The 16,778-nt window shown below is 46.9% G+C and carries 19 protein-coding genes and 1 pseudogene; 11 read left to right on the plus strand and 9 right to left on the minus strand.

Features of this window, described 5'->3' with window-relative positions:
- Both rodA and J0L70_RS11805 read left to right on the plus strand, forming a co-directional pair.
- Entirely contained in the window at nt 1–1,287 is a 1,287-nt protein-coding gene (rodA, locus tag J0L70_RS11800; RefSeq protein WP_017285946.1) for a rod shape-determining protein RodA, read from the plus strand.
- Between the two features lie 103 nt (nt 1,288–1,390).
- Nucleotides 1,391–1,579: pseudogene (locus tag J0L70_RS11805) on the plus strand (NAD(P)H dehydrogenase subunit NdhS); the annotation flags it as partial.
- Nucleotides 1,580–1,676: 97 nt separating this feature from the next.
- Here the strand turns inward: J0L70_RS11805 and J0L70_RS11810 are convergent.
- Nucleotides 1,677–2,549 carry an alpha/beta fold hydrolase gene (locus tag J0L70_RS11810; protein WP_287454683.1) on the minus strand — a complete coding sequence of 291 codons (873 nt, stop codon included), beginning with the start codon at nt 2,547–2,549 and terminating at the stop codon, nt 1,677–1,679.
- Nucleotides 2,550–2,734: 185 nt separating this feature from the next.
- On the opposite strand from J0L70_RS11810, the gene J0L70_RS11815 reads away from it, so the two are divergent.
- On the plus strand, nt 2,735–3,079 hold the full coding sequence (locus J0L70_RS11815; RefSeq protein WP_287454684.1) for a nucleotidyltransferase family protein: 345 nt from the start codon (nt 2,735–2,737) through the stop codon (nt 3,077–3,079).
- Nucleotides 3,069–3,422 (plus strand): HepT-like ribonuclease domain-containing protein, encoded by a 354-nt coding sequence (locus J0L70_RS11820; RefSeq protein ID WP_268182640.1) that lies wholly within the window; start codon nt 3,069–3,071, stop codon nt 3,420–3,422. Before J0L70_RS11815 ends, J0L70_RS11820 begins: the two co-directional genes overlap by 11 nt.
- Nucleotides 3,423–3,572: 150 nt before the next feature.
- Here J0L70_RS11820 and J0L70_RS11825 read toward each other — a convergent pair whose 3' ends face one another.
- The 3 genes from J0L70_RS11825 to J0L70_RS11835 are packed head-to-tail and all read right to left on the minus strand — an operon-like array spanning nt 3,573 to nt 6,935.
- Nucleotides 3,573–5,039 carry a M16 family metallopeptidase gene (locus J0L70_RS11825; protein ID WP_287454687.1) on the minus strand — a complete coding sequence of 489 codons (1,467 nt, stop codon included), beginning with the start codon at nt 5,037–5,039 and terminating at the stop codon, nt 3,573–3,575.
- Between the two features lie 5 nt (nt 5,040–5,044).
- On the minus strand, nt 5,045–6,571 hold the full coding sequence (locus tag J0L70_RS11830; RefSeq protein WP_017285940.1) for a M16 family metallopeptidase: 1,527 nt from the start codon (nt 6,569–6,571) through the stop codon (nt 5,045–5,047).
- Nucleotides 6,572–6,626: 55 nt separating this feature from the next.
- Entirely contained in the window at nt 6,627–6,935 is a 309-nt protein-coding gene (locus J0L70_RS11835) for a hypothetical protein (RefSeq protein WP_017285939.1), read from the minus strand.
- Between the two features lie 373 nt (nt 6,936–7,308).
- Between J0L70_RS11835 and J0L70_RS11840 the strand changes: the two genes are divergently transcribed.
- On the plus strand, nt 7,309–7,833 hold the full coding sequence (locus J0L70_RS11840; protein WP_287454689.1) for a photosystem I reaction center subunit XI: 525 nt from the start codon (nt 7,309–7,311) through the stop codon (nt 7,831–7,833).
- Nucleotides 7,834–7,937: 104 nt separating this feature from the next.
- On the opposite strand, the gene gmk is transcribed toward J0L70_RS11840, so the two are convergent.
- A complete protein-coding gene (gene gmk, locus J0L70_RS11845) occupies nt 7,938–8,510 on the minus strand; it encodes a guanylate kinase (protein WP_017285937.1) in 573 nt (190 codons plus the stop codon).
- Nucleotides 8,511–8,645: 135 nt separating this feature from the next.
- Complete coding sequence (gene remA / locus J0L70_RS11850) at nt 8,646–8,891, minus strand: extracellular matrix/biofilm regulator RemA (protein ID WP_017285936.1); 246 nt, start codon at nt 8,889–8,891, stop codon at nt 8,646–8,648.
- Nucleotides 8,892–8,951: 60 nt separating this feature from the next.
- On the opposite strand from remA, the gene J0L70_RS11855 reads away from it, so the two are divergent.
- Nucleotides 8,952–10,694, plus strand: coding sequence for an Rqc2 family fibronectin-binding protein (locus J0L70_RS11855; protein WP_287454691.1), 1,743 nt, complete (start codon nt 8,952–8,954; stop codon nt 10,692–10,694).
- 457 nt (nt 10,695–11,151) lie between these two features.
- Here J0L70_RS11855 and aroF read toward each other — a convergent pair whose 3' ends face one another.
- The gene (aroF, locus tag J0L70_RS11860) at nt 11,152–11,997 is read right to left on the minus strand and encodes a 3-deoxy-7-phosphoheptulonate synthase (RefSeq protein ID WP_017285934.1); all 846 of its coding nucleotides are present in this window, start codon (nt 11,995–11,997) and stop codon (nt 11,152–11,154) included.
- A 351-nt stretch (nt 11,998–12,348) separates the two neighbouring features.
- Nucleotides 12,349–13,149, minus strand: a complete 801-nt coding sequence (locus tag J0L70_RS11865) for a mechanosensitive ion channel family protein (RefSeq protein ID WP_268182629.1) — start codon at nt 13,147–13,149, stop codon at nt 12,349–12,351.
- A 124-nt stretch (nt 13,150–13,273) separates the two neighbouring features.
- Here J0L70_RS11865 and J0L70_RS11870 point away from each other — a divergent pair, with 124 nt between their 5' ends.
- Together J0L70_RS11870 and J0L70_RS11875 are read left to right on the plus strand one after the other, a co-directional pair.
- Entirely contained in the window at nt 13,274–13,537 is a 264-nt protein-coding gene (locus J0L70_RS11870; RefSeq protein WP_268182627.1) for an AbrB/MazE/SpoVT family DNA-binding domain-containing protein, read from the plus strand.
- On the plus strand, nt 13,525–13,851 hold the full coding sequence (locus tag J0L70_RS11875; RefSeq protein WP_268182625.1) for a type II toxin-antitoxin system PemK/MazF family toxin: 327 nt from the start codon (nt 13,525–13,527) through the stop codon (nt 13,849–13,851). Before J0L70_RS11870 ends, J0L70_RS11875 begins: the two co-directional genes overlap by 13 nt.
- Before the next feature lie 100 nt (nt 13,852–13,951).
- On the opposite strand, the gene ahcY is transcribed toward J0L70_RS11875, so the two are convergent.
- Complete coding sequence (gene ahcY, locus J0L70_RS11880) at nt 13,952–15,229, minus strand: adenosylhomocysteinase (protein WP_287454693.1); 1,278 nt, start codon at nt 15,227–15,229, stop codon at nt 13,952–13,954.
- Between the two features lie 402 nt (nt 15,230–15,631).
- Here ahcY and J0L70_RS11885 point away from each other — a divergent pair, with 402 nt between their 5' ends.
- The 3 genes from J0L70_RS11885 (at nt 15,632) to J0L70_RS11895 (ending at nt 16,762) form a co-directional block, all read left to right on the plus strand.
- Nucleotides 15,632–15,970 (plus strand): hypothetical protein, encoded by a 339-nt coding sequence (locus J0L70_RS11885; protein WP_268182619.1) that lies wholly within the window; start codon nt 15,632–15,634, stop codon nt 15,968–15,970.
- Between the two features lie 59 nt (nt 15,971–16,029).
- Nucleotides 16,030–16,299 carry a hypothetical protein gene (locus J0L70_RS11890; protein WP_017285925.1) on the plus strand — a complete coding sequence of 90 codons (270 nt, stop codon included), beginning with the start codon at nt 16,030–16,032 and terminating at the stop codon, nt 16,297–16,299.
- Nucleotides 16,300–16,387: 88 nt separating this feature from the next.
- Complete coding sequence (locus J0L70_RS11895) at nt 16,388–16,762, plus strand: hypothetical protein (RefSeq protein WP_017285924.1); 375 nt, start codon at nt 16,388–16,390, stop codon at nt 16,760–16,762.
- Nucleotides 16,763–16,778 lie beyond the last annotated feature (16 nt).

The following is a 16,778-nucleotide window of genomic DNA, read 5'->3' on the forward strand; positions in this document are numbered from 1 at the left end:
ATGTTTCGCAAGAAAAAGTCTCCGATTCCGTCTACGCTCCGACCTTGGCTTCAACCCTGGCAAGATATGGACTGGTTTTTGTTAGGCGCAGTCCTAGCATTGACTATTTTAGGAGGGTTGATGATTCACAGTGTGCAACTGAATCATACGGAGCGACGGGACTGGATGTTTCACGCTCTGATTGGGAGTGTGGGCACCTGTTTGATCTTCGTCATCTCTCGGCTGCGTTATGACGCGCTGCTGGCTTGGAAATGGTGGATTTATGGCTTGACCAATGTAGCACTGCTGCTGGTGATGGTCGTGGGAGTCGAGGAAAAAGGGGCACAGCGATGGCTAAATGTCTTTGGGTTCGGGATTCAGCCGTCTGAGTTTGCGAAGTTGGGCGCTATTATTACGCTAGCTGCGATTTTGCATCAGCGATCGGCATCGACGTTGCCTCAAATGCTGAAAGTTTTGGCGATCGCTGCTTTGCCTTGGGCGTTAATCTTTTTACAGCCTAACTTAGGCACATCGCTGGTATTTGGTGCCATTACATTCGGGATATTGTATTGGGGAAATGCGAATCCGGGCTGGCTATTGTTGCTGATTTCTCCAGTCATTTCTGCGATTTTGTTCACAACGTTGGTGGCAAAAGGCGCGATCGGGATTGTGGGGCTAGGACTGTGGATTGCTTTCGTTGGGGTGGTTGCCTGGAGAACTTTGCCGTGGAAGACTTACGGGATTTTAGTACCCGTTGTGATTAATACGGTCGCGGGCGGGCTTGGTCAAGTGCTGTGGCAATTTGTGCTGCATGACTATCAGAAAGCTCGGATTCTGACGCTGATTGATCCAGATCAAGATCCGCAGGGGGCTGGGTATCATGTCATTCAGTCACGAATTGCGATCGGGGCTGGAGAAACTTTCGGACGAGGATTGTTTCATGGCACTCAAACCCAGCTAGAGTTTGTCCCTGAACAGCATACAGACTTTATTTTTACTGCGATCGGTGAGGAATTAGGCTTTGTCGGTTCGATTTTTGTGTTGGGCGCTTATCTGCTGATCTGTTATCGTCTGCTGATTATTGCTCAAAGTGCAAAGGATGAGTTTGGTTCACTGATTGCCGTGGGTGTGTTCTCAATGATTATTTTCCAAGTGTCGATCAATATCGGCATGACGATTAATCTTGCGCCTGTTACGGGAATTCCGCTGCCTTGGTTAAGCCACGGGAATGCGGCATTGCTGATGAATTTTTTGGCGATCGGGTTAGTCGAATCAGTGGCGAACTCTCGACAGAAGTCAAAATTCTAATCAATTGGAAAAGTGCGATCATCGCATCGACGAGAATCAATATCAGGGAAGCCGAGAGCCACGGTAAACTGATAGTGAAACGTATTGAAGCAGAATTATGTTTTTACCAGGTTCAGCCGTTCGCGTGACGAATGTTAACGATATTTACTACGGGTTCCAAGGACTCGTACAGCGGATTAGCGATGGGAAAGTTGCAGTCCTGTTTGAAGGGGGCAACTGGGATAAACTAATCACGTTTAGAATGTCGGAACTTGAAGTGGTTGAAACTGGGAAGAAAAAGGCAGGAAAGTAATCTGCTCAATTTTTTGAAGATTCTTTAGAACTCCAGGTTTTCTGAAAACTTGGAGTTTTTGCAATATGCAGCTTCCCAATAGGAAAAAGTGCAGTTCCTACTTCTCTACACTCAAAAATTCTTGTAATAGTCCAGCCACGATCGCAGGTTGCTCTAACGCGACTAACACTCCCGAATCCGGCACGACTTCAAACGATCGCACTCTTTCATTCAAGTCCGACAACCGTTGTCCCAATCTTACGTCTGTAAACTGCGCTTCTTCTCCCCAAACGATTGCAGTGGGCACTGTCAATTGCGGCAAGTATCGTGACAGATCAAAATACAAATCTCCTCTTAAAAACGCCAACGCTGCATACTCTGCATTGGGCTGGCACGCAGATGCAAGATAGGCATTTACCATCTCTGGAGTAATGCGATCGCGATTCACAAACAAGAAATTCTCTAAGAAATTCCGAACGGCGAATTCATTCGTGGCTCCGATCGCATAAATCACGCGATCTAAAATCGGTGTATTAATAATCTCTCTGGGAATTCGTCTGCCTGCTCCCTCGCCAAAATCATCAAATCCAGATGGACACACCAGAAACAGTGACTTCACTAAGTCAGGATGCTGAATTGCGACGCGAATCGCTAATGCACCACTCAATGAAGAAGCCACTAATATTGCAGGTTCACGGGTTACTTTTGGGAGAAATTCAGCGATTGATGATACATAATCTTCCGCTCGGTAATCTCGTGCGGGATGACTTGACTCCCCCCAACCTAGAAGATCTGGCGCAATGATTTGATGCTGCCTTGCAAATACTGGATAGACTTTTGACCATTCATAAGCCGAGGAACCGCCACCGAAGCTATGGAGAAAGACGATGGGAGATCTTTCTACCACTTCAGTTTGAGTGTAGTAAGCGATCGTTCCTAAGCTGGTTTGAGTATTTTTCTGTCTAAATCCTGGAGGCTGAAATTGCAGCATGAGACTCGCTTTGAACGCATCAAATATATTCTAGCTAGCTCTCACATTCGGCTGATGATCAATACCTTGCAATAGAGTTTGGGAAGTAGAGGTTAAAATGTACTATGAGCATATAATGCTAGAAATAAAAGACTAGGCGACCTGCTTGGGAATCGACCAAAACTATCAGACACCCCATCATCGCAATGAGTTCTAACCTGGCTTTTGACAAAATTTTAGGTGAGCGGCTGCACGTTTCTCCTGACCAAATTGCTGAATTCTGTCAGCGTTGGCATGTCCTGGAGTTTGCTCTATTTGGCTCTATCCTGCGCGACGATTTTCAACCGAGTACAAGTGATGTCGATGTGTTGGTAGCGTTTTATCCAACGGCAAAACAAGGTCTGACTGAATGGCTGGATATGCAAGATGAACTCGAAGCCCTGCTTCAACGTAAAGTCGATCTCGTTAGTAAGAAGGCAATTCAGGAAAGCCGAAACTGGATTCGGAAACGCAACATCTTGGAATCGGCACAGGTAATCTATGGCAACTAATCGCGATGCAGAAGCGATTTTAGATATTGTCGATGCTGCTCAACAAATTCAGCGTGCCGTGCGGGCTTTGACCCTTGAAGCGTTTCAGTCTGATCGAGAAAAGCAAGCGGCAGTCCTCTACTTTTACATCATCATTGGCGAAGCAACGAAGCGCGTTTCTACAGAACTGCGATCGCAGTTCCCCGATATTCCTTGGCGTGATATGGCTGGACTTCGAGATATTGCCGCTCACCAGTACGATCGTGTGGACTTAGAGACAATTTGGATCATTACACAGACCAGCATCCCTGATCTACTCATCCGCCTCGAACCCCTACTAGAACCGCCCGAAGAGAGCCAGTAACGAGCGGAGTGGGGAGTGGGGAGATGAGGTGATGTAACCATAACTATGATTTCAGACCTTTCCCCTATCTCCCTATCAGCTTGGTTGTGATGAACTACTACCTTGGAGTGGGAGGCTTTAGAACCACTTTCTAAAACAGCAGTCAGACTTTTATCGACCTGCCGCAGGCTGATTTGGCTGCGGAATCGTAATCTCTACCGCTGTTACAGGTTGTCCTAAAGTCGATAACGGTGGATTAATTTCCTTCTCATTCCCGACCACGATCGTGACTAACTTTTCAGGCTGTAAATATTTCTGTGCAACCCTTTGTACATCTGCAACTGTCGTCGCTTCTACGCCTTTACGGTACTGGAAAATGAAATCCTTGGGATAGCCATAGTACTCATACCGCAACAATCGAGAAAGCGTCTGTGCTGGATCTTGGAAATTAAAGATAAACGAATTCAAAACTGTATCTTTCGCAAATCCTAGCTCCTCTTGTGAAATCGGCTCTTTGCGAATCCGTTCAATCTCTTTTTTCACAGCTTGAATGAATGGCACGGTTGCCTGCGATCGCGTTTCTCCCGCTGCTAAAAACACACCCGGATGATCAAACTGCGCCCCCCAACTTGCATACACTGAGTAAGCTAAGCCTTGACGCGATCTCACTTCATTAAACAATCGCCGCCCAAACCCACTTAGCACATCTTCCATCACGCTTAAAGCCGGATAGTCAGGACTGTTCAACGATCCGCCTAAATGTCCAATTTGCAGATAGCTCTGATTCAATTGAGGCTGATTGACAAAGAAAATGCCGCCTTGCTTGGCTTGAGTGACCTGTGGAAGCTGACGAGGCATCGCTTGACCTGTCGGTTTCCAGGTTCCAAACTTTGCTTCGATTAGCGATCGCATTTGTTTCGGATCAAAGTCTCCCACTATTCCAAGGAGCATCTGATCCGGGCGGAACGATCGCTGATAGAAATTGACTAAATCCTGGCGAGTAATGTTTGCAAGTGTTGAAAACTCAGTGATTCGAGCATAAGGACTCTCAGCACCGTAGATCAATTTCTGAAACTCTCGTCCTGCAATACTATTCGGGTCATCATTGCGTCGAGCAATTCCGCCCTGGGCTTGAACTTTCGCGATCGCGACTTGATTGTCTGCAAATGCAGGTTGTTGAATCACTTCTGCAAACAGATCAAAAACTTCTGGCAAATCTTCGGTCAGCGTATTGAAGCTCGCATTTCCAGCCGTGGTTGAAATACTCGTTTCAATGCTGGCGGCACGTTGTTCTAGGAATTGATTCACCTGATTGGCACTGCGTTTCTGAGTGCCGCCAGAGCGCATCACGATTCCTGTCAGTTCACCGAGTCCAACTTGATTTGCAGGTTCAAATCGATCCCCAGTTCGGACGATCGCAGTTCCACTCACTAAAGGCAATTCGTGGTCTTCCATCAAATACACGGTTAAGCCATTTTTGAGCTTGAACTGGGTATAGTCGGGGACTTTGACCTCTGGCGGGGACGAGAATTTGAGATCTGTATAATGCTTGGGCGTATCTGCCACGGCGGGATGAACCCGCAGCAAAACAACCAGACAGGCAAGAACAAATAAACTTGAGAGTCGGAATAATTTCATCGTGCTTATCCTTGCGGCAAAATTCGACCAATGGTGCGGTTTTGATCAGTAAAAGTTGCGGTGGCAACTCGCTGAATATCCGCAGGAGTAATTTTCTCGATCGCATCAACTTGCTGAAACAAATTCCGCCAGCTTCCCGTTTTCACCTCGTATTCCAACAATGCCTGAGCCATGCCCATATTAGAATCGAGCGATCGCAGTAATCCGGCTCTAGCTTGAGTTTTAACTCGATCGAGTTCTTGTGCTGAAACTGGCTGAGTTTTTAAGCGCTCAATTTCTGCTCTCAGTGCAGATGCCACTTCTTCGAGCGATCGACCGGGAGCCGTCAACGCATAGAACAAAATCAAATTCGGAAATTTATCTCCGGGGAATCCATTTAGTCCCTGTGCGGCTAATGCTAATTTCTTCTCTTCGACCAGCGATTTGTAGAGTCGAGAAGTCCGTCCGTCGCTGAGAATCGATGTCAGCGTTTCATAGACGGCATTATCTGGATGGTTCAATGCCGGACGATGATAGCCTTCCAAATACCAAGGCTGAGATTGCAGCTTTAGAGTAACTTCTTTCTGCTGCGTCTGCGGTGGCTCGACTGCAAGGACTTCTGGCGGTGCAGGTTTTGCTTTATATCGACCGAAATAAATTTGAGCGAGACGTTTGACTTCGGTGGGATTGACATCGCCGACAATTGCGATCGTCAAATTATTCGGAGTGTAATGCGTGTTAAAAAAGTCCGTTACATCCTGGCGAGTCAGATTGACCAAATCTTGTGAATAGCCAATCACTGGGCGGCGATAAGGATGAACTGTAAACGCTTTTCCTGTGAAGGCTTCGATCAATTGCCCGATCGGAGAATTCTCAGTTCTTAGCCGTCTTTCTTCGAGGATGACAGATTTCTCTTGATAAAACTCTCGAAACACTGGGTCTAAGAAGCGCTCAGATTCCAAGGACATCCAAAGCTCTAACTTATTCGACGGAAAACTGTAAAAATAGCGAGTCGCATCTGCGGACGTATTTGCATTTAAGCCAACTCCACCCGCCTGCTCAACAATTCGCCCTAATTCGTTCTGTCGCCCTAGCCGTGTGGCTTCAGCTTCAATGCGAGTAAATTCTGCTTGCAGGGCTGTGACATCTTTCTTTTGATCTTTTGCAGCTTTAATCTCTGCTGCTAGCTGATCTAATTTTTCTAGGAGTGGCTGCTCGGCTTTGTAATCACTTGTTCCAATCCGAGTTGTTCCTTTAAATGCCAAATGCTCTAAAAAGTGGGCAACGCCAGTTTTTCCTTCTGGCTCATCCGCTCCACCGACATCGGCATAAGTGAGAAACGAAACCACTGGCGCTTGATGCCGCTCCAAAACAATAAACTTCAAGCCATTCTCTAACTTAAACTCGGTAATATTCTGAATGACTCGATCGAGATAAGGCTGAATCGATTGAGTCTGAGGCAGAGTTCTCGCCCATCCGATTCCTGGCGCACTTTGCCAACTCAACAGAAAAACTAATCCAAAGCTCAGGATCGCTCGACTTATTCTTTTCATTCCACGAAACCCTTAAGGCACGTTCTCTATCCTAGAGAGTTTCGTCAAAATTGACCTATTTTGCGTCGAACTTATCCGTTGAAGTCGTAACTGTAAAGATGTACGTATCAAACAAACCACCAACCACAGCACACGCGCATCCAATAACAATGACACCTTCCCAAGCACTGCCATTGCCAAAGGTTGCAAGGAAATAGAGCAATTGAGTCGCGCAGGCTTGCCCGAACAACATCAATCCCGGTACAGATCCAATGCAGAGCAGAATGATGATTGCACTGCCAATTAACGCGATCGGTGTAAGAAAGCTGAGCAACACCGCGAGCAATAGCGACCTTAGATAACTGATGGTGATGCCAAATGACATAGATTCACCTCAATGAAACGAACTTGAATGAACAGGTTGAACTCTTCTAACAATACGGGGGATTTCTAGGTTTGGGGCGAGTTGTTGCTAAATCTTAAATCTTTATAAAGAAACTTGGTGAACTAGATTGCAATGATTATTGCACTGGGGCTAAAAATCAAGCTGTAAATCGGGCTACAGGTTTATAAACCCTTACATTCCAAATCTTGCAGTTGATTTTCAGCGATTGCAATATATCGATATCCGGCGATCGCAGCGTCCGAAACTGGTCTAACAAAAGAAAGATTTTTCCTCACTTCTAAAGGCTGATGAAGCTAGCTTGGTGCATTTCTAAGATCGCTTCTAGAACCCTATAAAACTGGATCTATTTCTTATGCAAGTTCTCAGACATCCTGAAGCAACGAATGACCCCAGAGATCCCCGCAATAATGAGGTCGTTTCTCCCGGTGCTGATATTTATGACGGCAACCTATCTACGCCAATCAATTCTTCTCCGCTCGTCAAATCCTATCTTTCAGCGCTGCCTGCTTACCGCCAAGGTCTTTCTCCTCAACGTCGCGGCTTAGAAGTCGGCTTTTTCCACGGGCTGTGGATTATTCTTCCCTTTACCTTGCTAGGTCCTTTACGCGACACTCCAATGGCAGCGCTCTCTGGCTTGCTCTCCGGATTTGGGTTGCTCTTGATTTCAGCCCTGAGCATCTCACTCTACGGCGCAACCAATCCCCCCGCTCCTACTGCAACGATTACTACTCCTAACCCGCCCCAAGAACTCGCAACTGGGCACGGTTGGAATGAGTACGCAGGTGGATTTCTGCTTGGCGGGGTTCTCGGCGCGGTTCTGACCTACTTCTTATTGCCCAATACAGCCTTATTCCAGCACTTTGGGACGGGTCTGTAAACTCTGTTAACCCGTTAAACTAAGTGGGCATCATAAAGATCGCCCACTTGTTGTAGTGTGTAGTCAACTTGACTGCACGAGACAAATTGCTGCGCTAAATTGACTCAGCAGACAGCTGCAACTGGCTCGAATAAAGCGATTTCAATTTCGCCCAGCGCCCGTTCTAAATCGTCATTGACAATCTGAATGTCAAATTCCCCTGCTGCTTCTATCTCTTCCCAAGCTCTCTGGAGCCGACGCAAAATTGCGGCTTCAGGATCTTGGGCGCGTCCTCGAATGCGAGCTTCGAGTTCTACCATGGAAGGCGGAGCGATGAAGATTTGCAGAGCGCTCGGGAACGATCGCCGAATTTGGCGAGCGCCATCGAGTTCGATTTCGAGAATGACCCATTTTCCGGATCGGATTTTTTCTTCGACGGGCTTGCGAGGAGTGCCGTAACAATTCCCAGCAAATTCAGCCCATTCGAGAAATTCCCCTTGGGCGACCATACGCTCAAATTGTGGTCGGGTGACAAAGTGATAATTTTTGCCATCGACTTCTCCGGGGCGGGGGGATCGAGTGGTTGCCGAGACAGAGAGAAATAGATCGTCCTTGTGGCGCTGAAGAAGCGACTTTAGCAAGGTTCCTTTTCCGACTCCGCTTGGCCCTGTTAAAACAATTAGTCTACCCTTGCTCATGGCTGCCTAATTAATTTGATGCGCTAGTGTTCCCAGTTTTCTGATTCTGTGAGTATAGCTTGCAACGCTCGTTGATAGGATGAAGGATTCGGCGGAAAAAATAAAATTTTCTCGGAAATTACGGTTTTCTTAGTTCTACCCTTCTAAAAAACGATGCGCAACTGTCTCAGGTTGGATCGCTGAAAGGACGACGTGACCGGAGTCCATGACAATGACAGCGCGGGTTCTGCGTCCATAGGTGGCATCGATCAGCTTCTCCCCTGTACGGGCGTCGCTGATGATACGCTTAATGGGTGCGGATTCGGGACTGACGATCGCGATGACTCGGCTGGCGGAGACGATGTTGCCAAAGCCGATGTTAATGAGTTTGATCTCCGTCATGAGAAAAAATTGAGAGAACTTGTTTTTTCACAATACTGAAAAAATAAGAGGGGGTAGAAAATGCAACCAGTTGATTTCACAACGCTAATGGCGGTCTGTGCGGAATTGCGATCGCAGTGGCTTCCAGCCAGATTTGAACAGGCGTATCAGCGCGATCGCTTTACAGTTTTATTGGCGTTGCGAACGCTAAAGCAGCGGGGATGGTTAACTCTATCCTGGCATCCGCAGGCAGCCCGGATGCATATGAGTGAGCCGCCGCCTCGCGATCCGGATACATTCACATTTAGTCAGCAATTGCGGCATCAGCTAGGTGGATTAGCCTTGGTCGCGATCGAGCCTGTTTCTCCTTGGGAAAGAGCGATCGATTTGCAGTTCGCTCATCGTCCTGGGGAGCCTGCGCTATGGCATCTCTATATTGAAATTATGGGTCAGTATAGCAATGCCATCTTGGTGAATCAGGAAAATGCAATTGTTACAGCAGCGCATCAGGTGAGTTCCAATCAATCGAGTGTGCGTCCGATTCAGACAGGGCAGCCGTATGAGTTGCCGCCTGCTCGACTCGATCCGGCTCCGAGTTTGGCAGAAGATTTTGAACGTTGGAAATCGAGAATTGCTCTTGTTCCAGGTGCAATTCGGAAAAATCTGGTCAAAGCTTATCGAGGATTAAGTTCTTCGCTGGTTTTATCGATGGTTAAAGCGGCAGAAATTCAGCCAGATCGCTTAACTGATGAAATGTCTGACGGTGAATGGCAACGATTATTTGAATGTTGGCAATTTTGGTTGAAATCGCTTGAGGCTGAAAATTTCCAGCCAGGATTTACTTCATCCGGCTATACAGTGCTCTGGGGTCAGGGAGAAACGAGCGTTCAGAACATGATCGATCGCTATTATCGCGATCAGTTGAATCAGCAGGTTTTTACTCAACTGCTTCACCAGATCACTCAGCGATTAAATGCTGTCCTTGGAAAGCTACGAGTCAAAGCAGAAGGATTTGAAAGTCGATTAGACCGTTCGGATCGAGCAGACCAAGCGAAGCAACAAGCGGACTTGCTCATGGCTCATTTACATATGTGGGAGCCAGGTATGCAATCCATCGAGCTTTGCGATTTTGAAACCGGGGAGCCTGTAACCATCCCACTCGATCCAGAAAAGAATGCAGTTCTGAATGCTCAAAGCCTTTACAAGCAGCATCAGAAATTAAAGCGAACCCGTGCCGCGATCGAACCTTTATTAAAAGCGGTTCAAGACGAGATGTTTTATTTAGAAGAGATTGAAACGGCGATCGCGCAATTCGATCGCTACGAAACTCCAGACGATTTGAAAGCGCTCGAAGAGATCCGGGATGAATTAGTTCAGGAAGGCTATCTCGAAGGCTCTGAGTATCGAAAAGCGACAACTCAGCAAGATTCTGAAACTCAACCCTACCGCTACAAAACGCCAGGCGGATTTGAGCTTTTGATCGGTCGGAATAATCGCCAGAATGATCAACTCACGTTCCGAACGGCGACGGAATACGATTTGTGGTTTCACACTCAAGAAATTCCGGGCAGTCATGTTTTGTTGAGACTGGAACCGGGAGCGATCGCGGATGAAAAAGATCTGCAATTTACGGCAAATTTAGCTGCATTTCATAGCCGTGCCCGTCAAAGCGAACAAGTTCCGGTGGTTTACACGGAACCAAAACACGTTTATAAACCGAATGGCGCAAAGCCTGGAACCGTTATCTATAAACAGGAGCGGGTCATTTGGGGGCAACCGCAGCAGGGTAGAGAATTTGCGATATCGCACCAACCGATTAGCTAGATCTTAGAAAGAGAGAATCAGTCATCAGGAAGATATATGTCCGAGAACCATGAAGTTTCATGACAAAAGTTTTGTGTATGTTGTTACAATAGCAAGCGAATAGGGATTATTACTCTATGAACCCGCTGCAATTTTGGGAAAAAGCGCAGATGGGTTTTCTCCAATGTGAAACGACAACAGGTTGATTCAGAGCCGATCTCTCAAGGGGTTGGCTCTTTATTTATGTTTATCAGTATTCGATAAAAAATCATTGTATGTTATGTAACAACAGATTGCGATTTTTGAGCGATTAGACTGATTTTGATCTTGTTATTGAGTCTGAATTAATACTCAGATTATTGATTCTTTTGCAACGGTTGGAGTGATTCAGTTGTCCCCGGAGTCTTCTCATTTTGGGAATCTAGAAGTCTTCTTGAACTTACAATCGCCTCCAACTCGTTCCATAAAGCTCAAAACTCTAAGCGATCGCGAAACATCCTTCATAGACGGTTCGACCCACTGCTTTTGCCACAGGCTGCACACTTTGCACCAACTGCATCATGCTCTCGATCGACAAAGCCTGTTGTGCATCTGAAACCGATTGATCAGGTTCGGGATGACACTCAATGATTAATCCATCTGCTCCACACGCGATCGCGGCTCTCGACAAATCTGCAATCAATTCTCGCCGACCTGCCGCATGGCTCGGATCAACAATCACAGGTAAATGCGTAATTTGCTTCAACGCAGCCACGGCACCCAAATCCAAAACATTGCGGGTGTAGTTGTCGAAGCTGCGAATTCCTCGCTCACACAGCACGACATTCGGATTGCCGTGGCTCATGATGTACTCGGCTGCCATCACGAATTCTTCGATCGTGGCTGCGAGTCCTCGCTTCAGGAGAATCGGCTTATCCGTCTGTCCCAAAGCTTTGAGTAAATCGAAATTCTGCATATTCCGGCTGCCCACTTGCAGCATGTCAGCATATTGAGCGATCTCTTCAATTTGAGAAATTGCCATGACTTCTGTGACGACCGGCAAATCATAGCGCTGACGAACGGTTGCTAAGATTTCCAGTCCAGCTAAACCAGAACCCTGGAAAGAATAAGGGGAAGTGCGTGGCTTGTACACACCTCCCCGTAATGCTTGAATCGGAGCCGATTTTAATTCCCGTGCGATCGTTTCCATCTGTTCCAAACTCTCGACAGCGCAAGGACCGCCAATAATCACGATCGCTTCGCCGCCAATGGCAACACTATTTGACAGAGACACGATTGAGTTGGAAGTGGACTCAGTTTTGCGGACTAATCTAGCGTCTTTCATGGAATGAACTCCTTAAATTGGTTTCGTGAACTTCAAACAAAAAACCCGGAACCTGATTTGAGGCTCCGGGTTGCAATCACACATGCAAATGACTTACCCAGAGCGCCTGCGGGTAAAAAAGTAAAAACCGTAAAACCAGGAAGTGAGATAAGTCATTGCAAAGAAGATTTTGAGAATAAAAAAACCGCAGATGTTACTCTGCGGTTCACCGGACGGACTCATGAGGATTTACCTCGCCGGGTGAACCGCCGATCGCCAAAAAAAGTAAAAGTAGGAAGTGCCGAGTTGCATTTCTCTAGGTTGGCTTGTAAATCTGTTACTTTGAACCCTAACAGAGCTTTCTTAGGTTCGTCAAGTACCCGATTGGGCGACTTGTTTGGCGGGGATGGATTGAAGTGCTTCTTGAACGAGTTGTAAAATCTCCGATCGCACTTGTTCGTGATGAATCGCAGCACACCAGGGACGTAAATACAAAATTGTTGCGTCAGGTGTAATGCTCTCGACGTGACAAGTTGGACGGGGTTCGCGCAATACGAGGGGATGAGGTTGTACCAGCGATAACAGATGCGTCATGGTCGAGTCAATTTCGCGATGACCAATATTAATCTGCAAATCGACTCGCCGCGTTCCCATAATCGTATTATTCTTCAGGGTTCCACTAAATAAATTGCTATTGGGCACGGTAATGCGGACATTATCAGGCGACACGATCGTCGTCGAAAACAATCCAATACTATCAACCATGCCTGCGACACCTGCACCTTCGATCGAGTCCCCGACTTCAAACGGTCGAAAGCTGACTAACATTACGCCTGCTGCAAAGTGAGACAGGCTATTTTGCAAGGCTAAACCAATGGCTAAGCCTGCTGCACCAATGATCGTAATCACGGTTGTCGTTTGAATCCCGATTGCATTTAGAGCTGCAACGGTTCCCGCAATCCAAACCATAATCGATGCGACTTGAATCAGGAACTTTTGCAGGGTTGGCTCTGCATATTTAAGTAGGCGAAATCCGATCGGTCGAATAGCGTCTGCGATCCAACGAGTAACCAGTAGAATCACGATCGCCCAAATCACTTTCGGCAGATTTTGAGATGCCAAATTGATCAAGGTATCACTCAGGGATGTCACTGTTTGAGCATTGAATGTCATGAGTTTCTACCTCCTCTAGCTTATCTAGTGAGGATTCTACAGAAGAAATGTGAAGCATCCCGCATCACTATTGACAAATTTCGTTCTGAGTAATCACAATGTATATACATTGTGATTTTAATTTATGAGTGGAACAATTCGGACTCGACTCGTCAAATTTGGCAATTCTCAAGGGATTCGGATTCCGAAGCCATTACTAGAGCAAAGTGGCATTCAAAGTGAAGTTGAGATCGAAGTCGAAGGCAATCGTTTGATTATCCGTCCTATATCTCATCCTCGTGCTGGATGGGAAGCAGCGATCGCTGCGGAAATCAAAACATCTGGGGATGAAGGCTTACTTGACGATGAAACTTCAACCCAATGGGATGAAACCGAATGGCAATGGTAGTGCGTCGGTTTGACGTGTTTCTCGTTCAGCTAGATCCTACCGTTGGTTCTGAAATCCAGAAGACTCGCCCTTGCGTGATCATCTCTCCTGATGAAATGAACCGCCTACTCAAAACAGTTTTGATAGCTCCATTAACTTCTGTAAGACGAAACTTCCCATTTCGAGTGGATTGTCAGTTTCAAGGCAAAGCGGGTCAAATTGTCCTGGATCAAATTCGAGCAGTAGATAAAGCCCGACTTGTTCAATTTCTAGATCAAATTTGCGAGGAGCAAAGAGCGATTCTCGATACGCTAGCTGACATCTTTGCAGAATGAGCTTTTGGCAGGAACTTTTCAAGAAATGTGAATCAGAAATAAGAAAGGTAGGCAGCATAACACTACCTACCCAAAGTGTAGATTAGACGGTGGGGAACGATTAGGTTCCAGAAGTCCAGGAGTTGATGTACTCGATTTGCGACTCGGTTAAGCTATCGATCGAGAAGCCCATTGCCTGTAATTTCAAGCGAGCAATTTCTTGATCTAACTCAGTCGGAACTGGGTAAACACCTGGCTCTAGCTTGCCTTTGTTCTGCACCAAATACTCTGCTGCCAATGCTTGGTTTGCAAAGCTCATATCCATCACTGCGCTCGGATGTCCTTCAGCCGCAGCTAAGTTCACCAAACGACCTTCGCCCAAGACAACAACGGATTTGCCGCTCTTGAGGGTGTACTCTTCGGTGAAGTTCCGAACGGTCTTCACTTCGGTTGAGCGCTCTTTCAGCGATTCGAGATCAATTTCGATATCGAAGTGACCAGAGTTACAGACGATCGCGCCATCTTTCATCGCATCGAAGTGGCTGCCATTGATCACGTGCTTGTTACCTGTCACGGTGATGAAGATATCGCCACGCTTCGCAGCTTCATCCATCGGCATGACTTGGAAACCGTCCATCACAGCTTCGATCGCTGCAACTGGGTTGATTTCCGTCACAATGACGTTTGCGCCTAATCCACGCGCACGGTTTGCAGTTCCCTTACCGCACCAGCCGTATCCTGCAACGACAATCGTTTTGCCTGCGAGCAGAATATTGGTCGCGCGGATGATACCGTCGAGGGTGGATTGCCCTGTACCGTAACGGTTATCGAAGAAATGCTTGGTTTCAGCATCGTTTACGTTCACAGCCGGGAACGTGAGCGCACCGTCTCTCAGCATTGCTTGGAGACGGACAATCCCAGTTGTGGTTTCTTCCGTGGTTCCAATGAGGTCTTCGAGTTGGTGTTTGCGTTGTTGTACTAAAGTTGCAACGACATCACAACCGTCATCAATGATGAGGTTAGGACGGTGGTCAAGCGCGATTTGCACGTGCTTGTGGTAGGTATCGTTGTCTTCACCTTTGATAGCGAAAACGGGAATTTCGTAGTCAGCGACTAAGCTTGCTGCTACATCGTCTTGAGTTGACAGCGGATTACTTGCGATCAAAATCGCGTCAGCTCCACCAGCTTTGAGTGCAATCGCGAGATTTGCAGTCTCGGTCGTGACATGGCAACATGCGACGAGTCGAATGCCTTCAAACGGCTTCTCTTGAGCGAAACGATCGCGGATCTGCTTCAAGACGGGCATTTCCCGCCCAGCCCATTCGATCCGCTGTTTTCCAGCAGGTGCGAGGGCAAGGTCTTTGACTTCGTATTTCAAGCGGACGGGTGTTGCGGTCATGAAAATGTTCCTTTTTCAGAGAGACATCAGAGTTGGGGTGTAATTCCCCTTAACAAACTAACTTGCCGCTTCAAATTAATCCATCTCGTCGGAAAAATTCTTAGATATGGATCGCTGACGTAGCAAGTCATTCCCACTGTCAAGGGGGAAGTCACTAAAGTCAAGGTGATCAATAAAGCTTTTCAGGGGCTTTACAAAGCCTTGCTCGACTTCTTTGAAAGCTTAACCTTTCTTTAGGAACTGTGTGCACTTTACATATAAATCGGCTAATATAGTACATATATACCAAGCACGGTGTGAGGGGATAAACCGCCCTATGTGAGACGGGAATTGCGCTAAAGCAGGCGAATTTTTGTAGTGGAATTTAACTACAATAGAAGAACGACACATTCTTTCCTTTCTATGAATACTTTTGTCCCGATCGGTCGATTTTTCTCGCTGCGAGATGGACGTGTTGGACAATATCTTTCGAGTCGAGTTTTAGTAGTGCGCACTCCGTTTCGGCGATCGCTGAGTAGTTGTTATTTCGGTTTTGACAAGCTAAATCAAGCTCAAAAATTTGCTCAATCGCTTGCGAGTTCTGGTTATCGATTCTCGGTGCAGAAAAGCCAAGTTTTGACTCAGTTTACGTTTGAAATTAAGCTTGTCGGCGACACTGAGATTGCGAAACGCTTGGCATATTGGGATCGCAAAGATCAGCAACAACTGCCAAAACTCCGCCGTAAAATTCTTGCCGCTTAAGCTTGAAATCGTAGCGATTTTGCACTACAATAGTACAAGTGATTCAAGGTTCTTGTTCCATGACGAAGCATTACATTCTTCAGCTTGATCCGAATGCCAAGTATGAATGGGATCGTTGTTCGTTACGTGACCCAATTACCGCCGATCGCCCTGGTTTTGCAGAACTGATCGCGCAGGCAGTGGGCGAGCAACCCGGTTCTTATCTCGTGTCCGTCAAGATTGAAGTGCAGGTACTCGAGCAAGCTGCGCCTCAATCACAACTGATTCCTCCGACTCTGACCGAATTGCCGTCTGAGTTAACGGCTCGTGTGCCTCAACTCGTCGCCTAAGGCTTGAAAGGCTGTCTGTTGTTCGTAGTCGGTGTCAAATTTTGACCCGATGGCTACTGACCACTTCATTATTTTCAGGATGTCAGTCATGAAACTTCGATTAGATCAATATCCCAGTGCGATCGCTCAAGCGTCTCAGCATGTGAATGAGCTAGAGCAAAATATCGCAGAAATTCGCTACCACATTGCTCGATTGGAAGGCAATGCCGATATGGTGGTGGCGTTTGAGACGGCGCTAAAAAATGACAATCAACGCAAAGCTCGGCGATTTGAAGTCCTGCAAGTGAATTCCGAGTATCAGCGGGCAGTGGATGCGCTGAATCGGGCTACGACCGAGAAGGCGAATGCATTTGCTCATCTCGAGCGGTTGCGGAACGAGTTCAGTGTCGCCAAGTTAGAAGCACGATTGACGATCGCGCAACAGTTGAGCGGTTTGGAAGCGCGTGAGTTAGTTGGTCTGTAAGACATTGAAACCCGGT

Origin of the sequence: Leptolyngbya sp. UWPOB_LEPTO1, from assembly GCF_017302695.1 — a bacterium.
Lineage (GTDB): Bacteria > Cyanobacteriota > Cyanobacteriia > Leptolyngbyales > Leptolyngbyaceae > Leptolyngbya > Leptolyngbya boryana.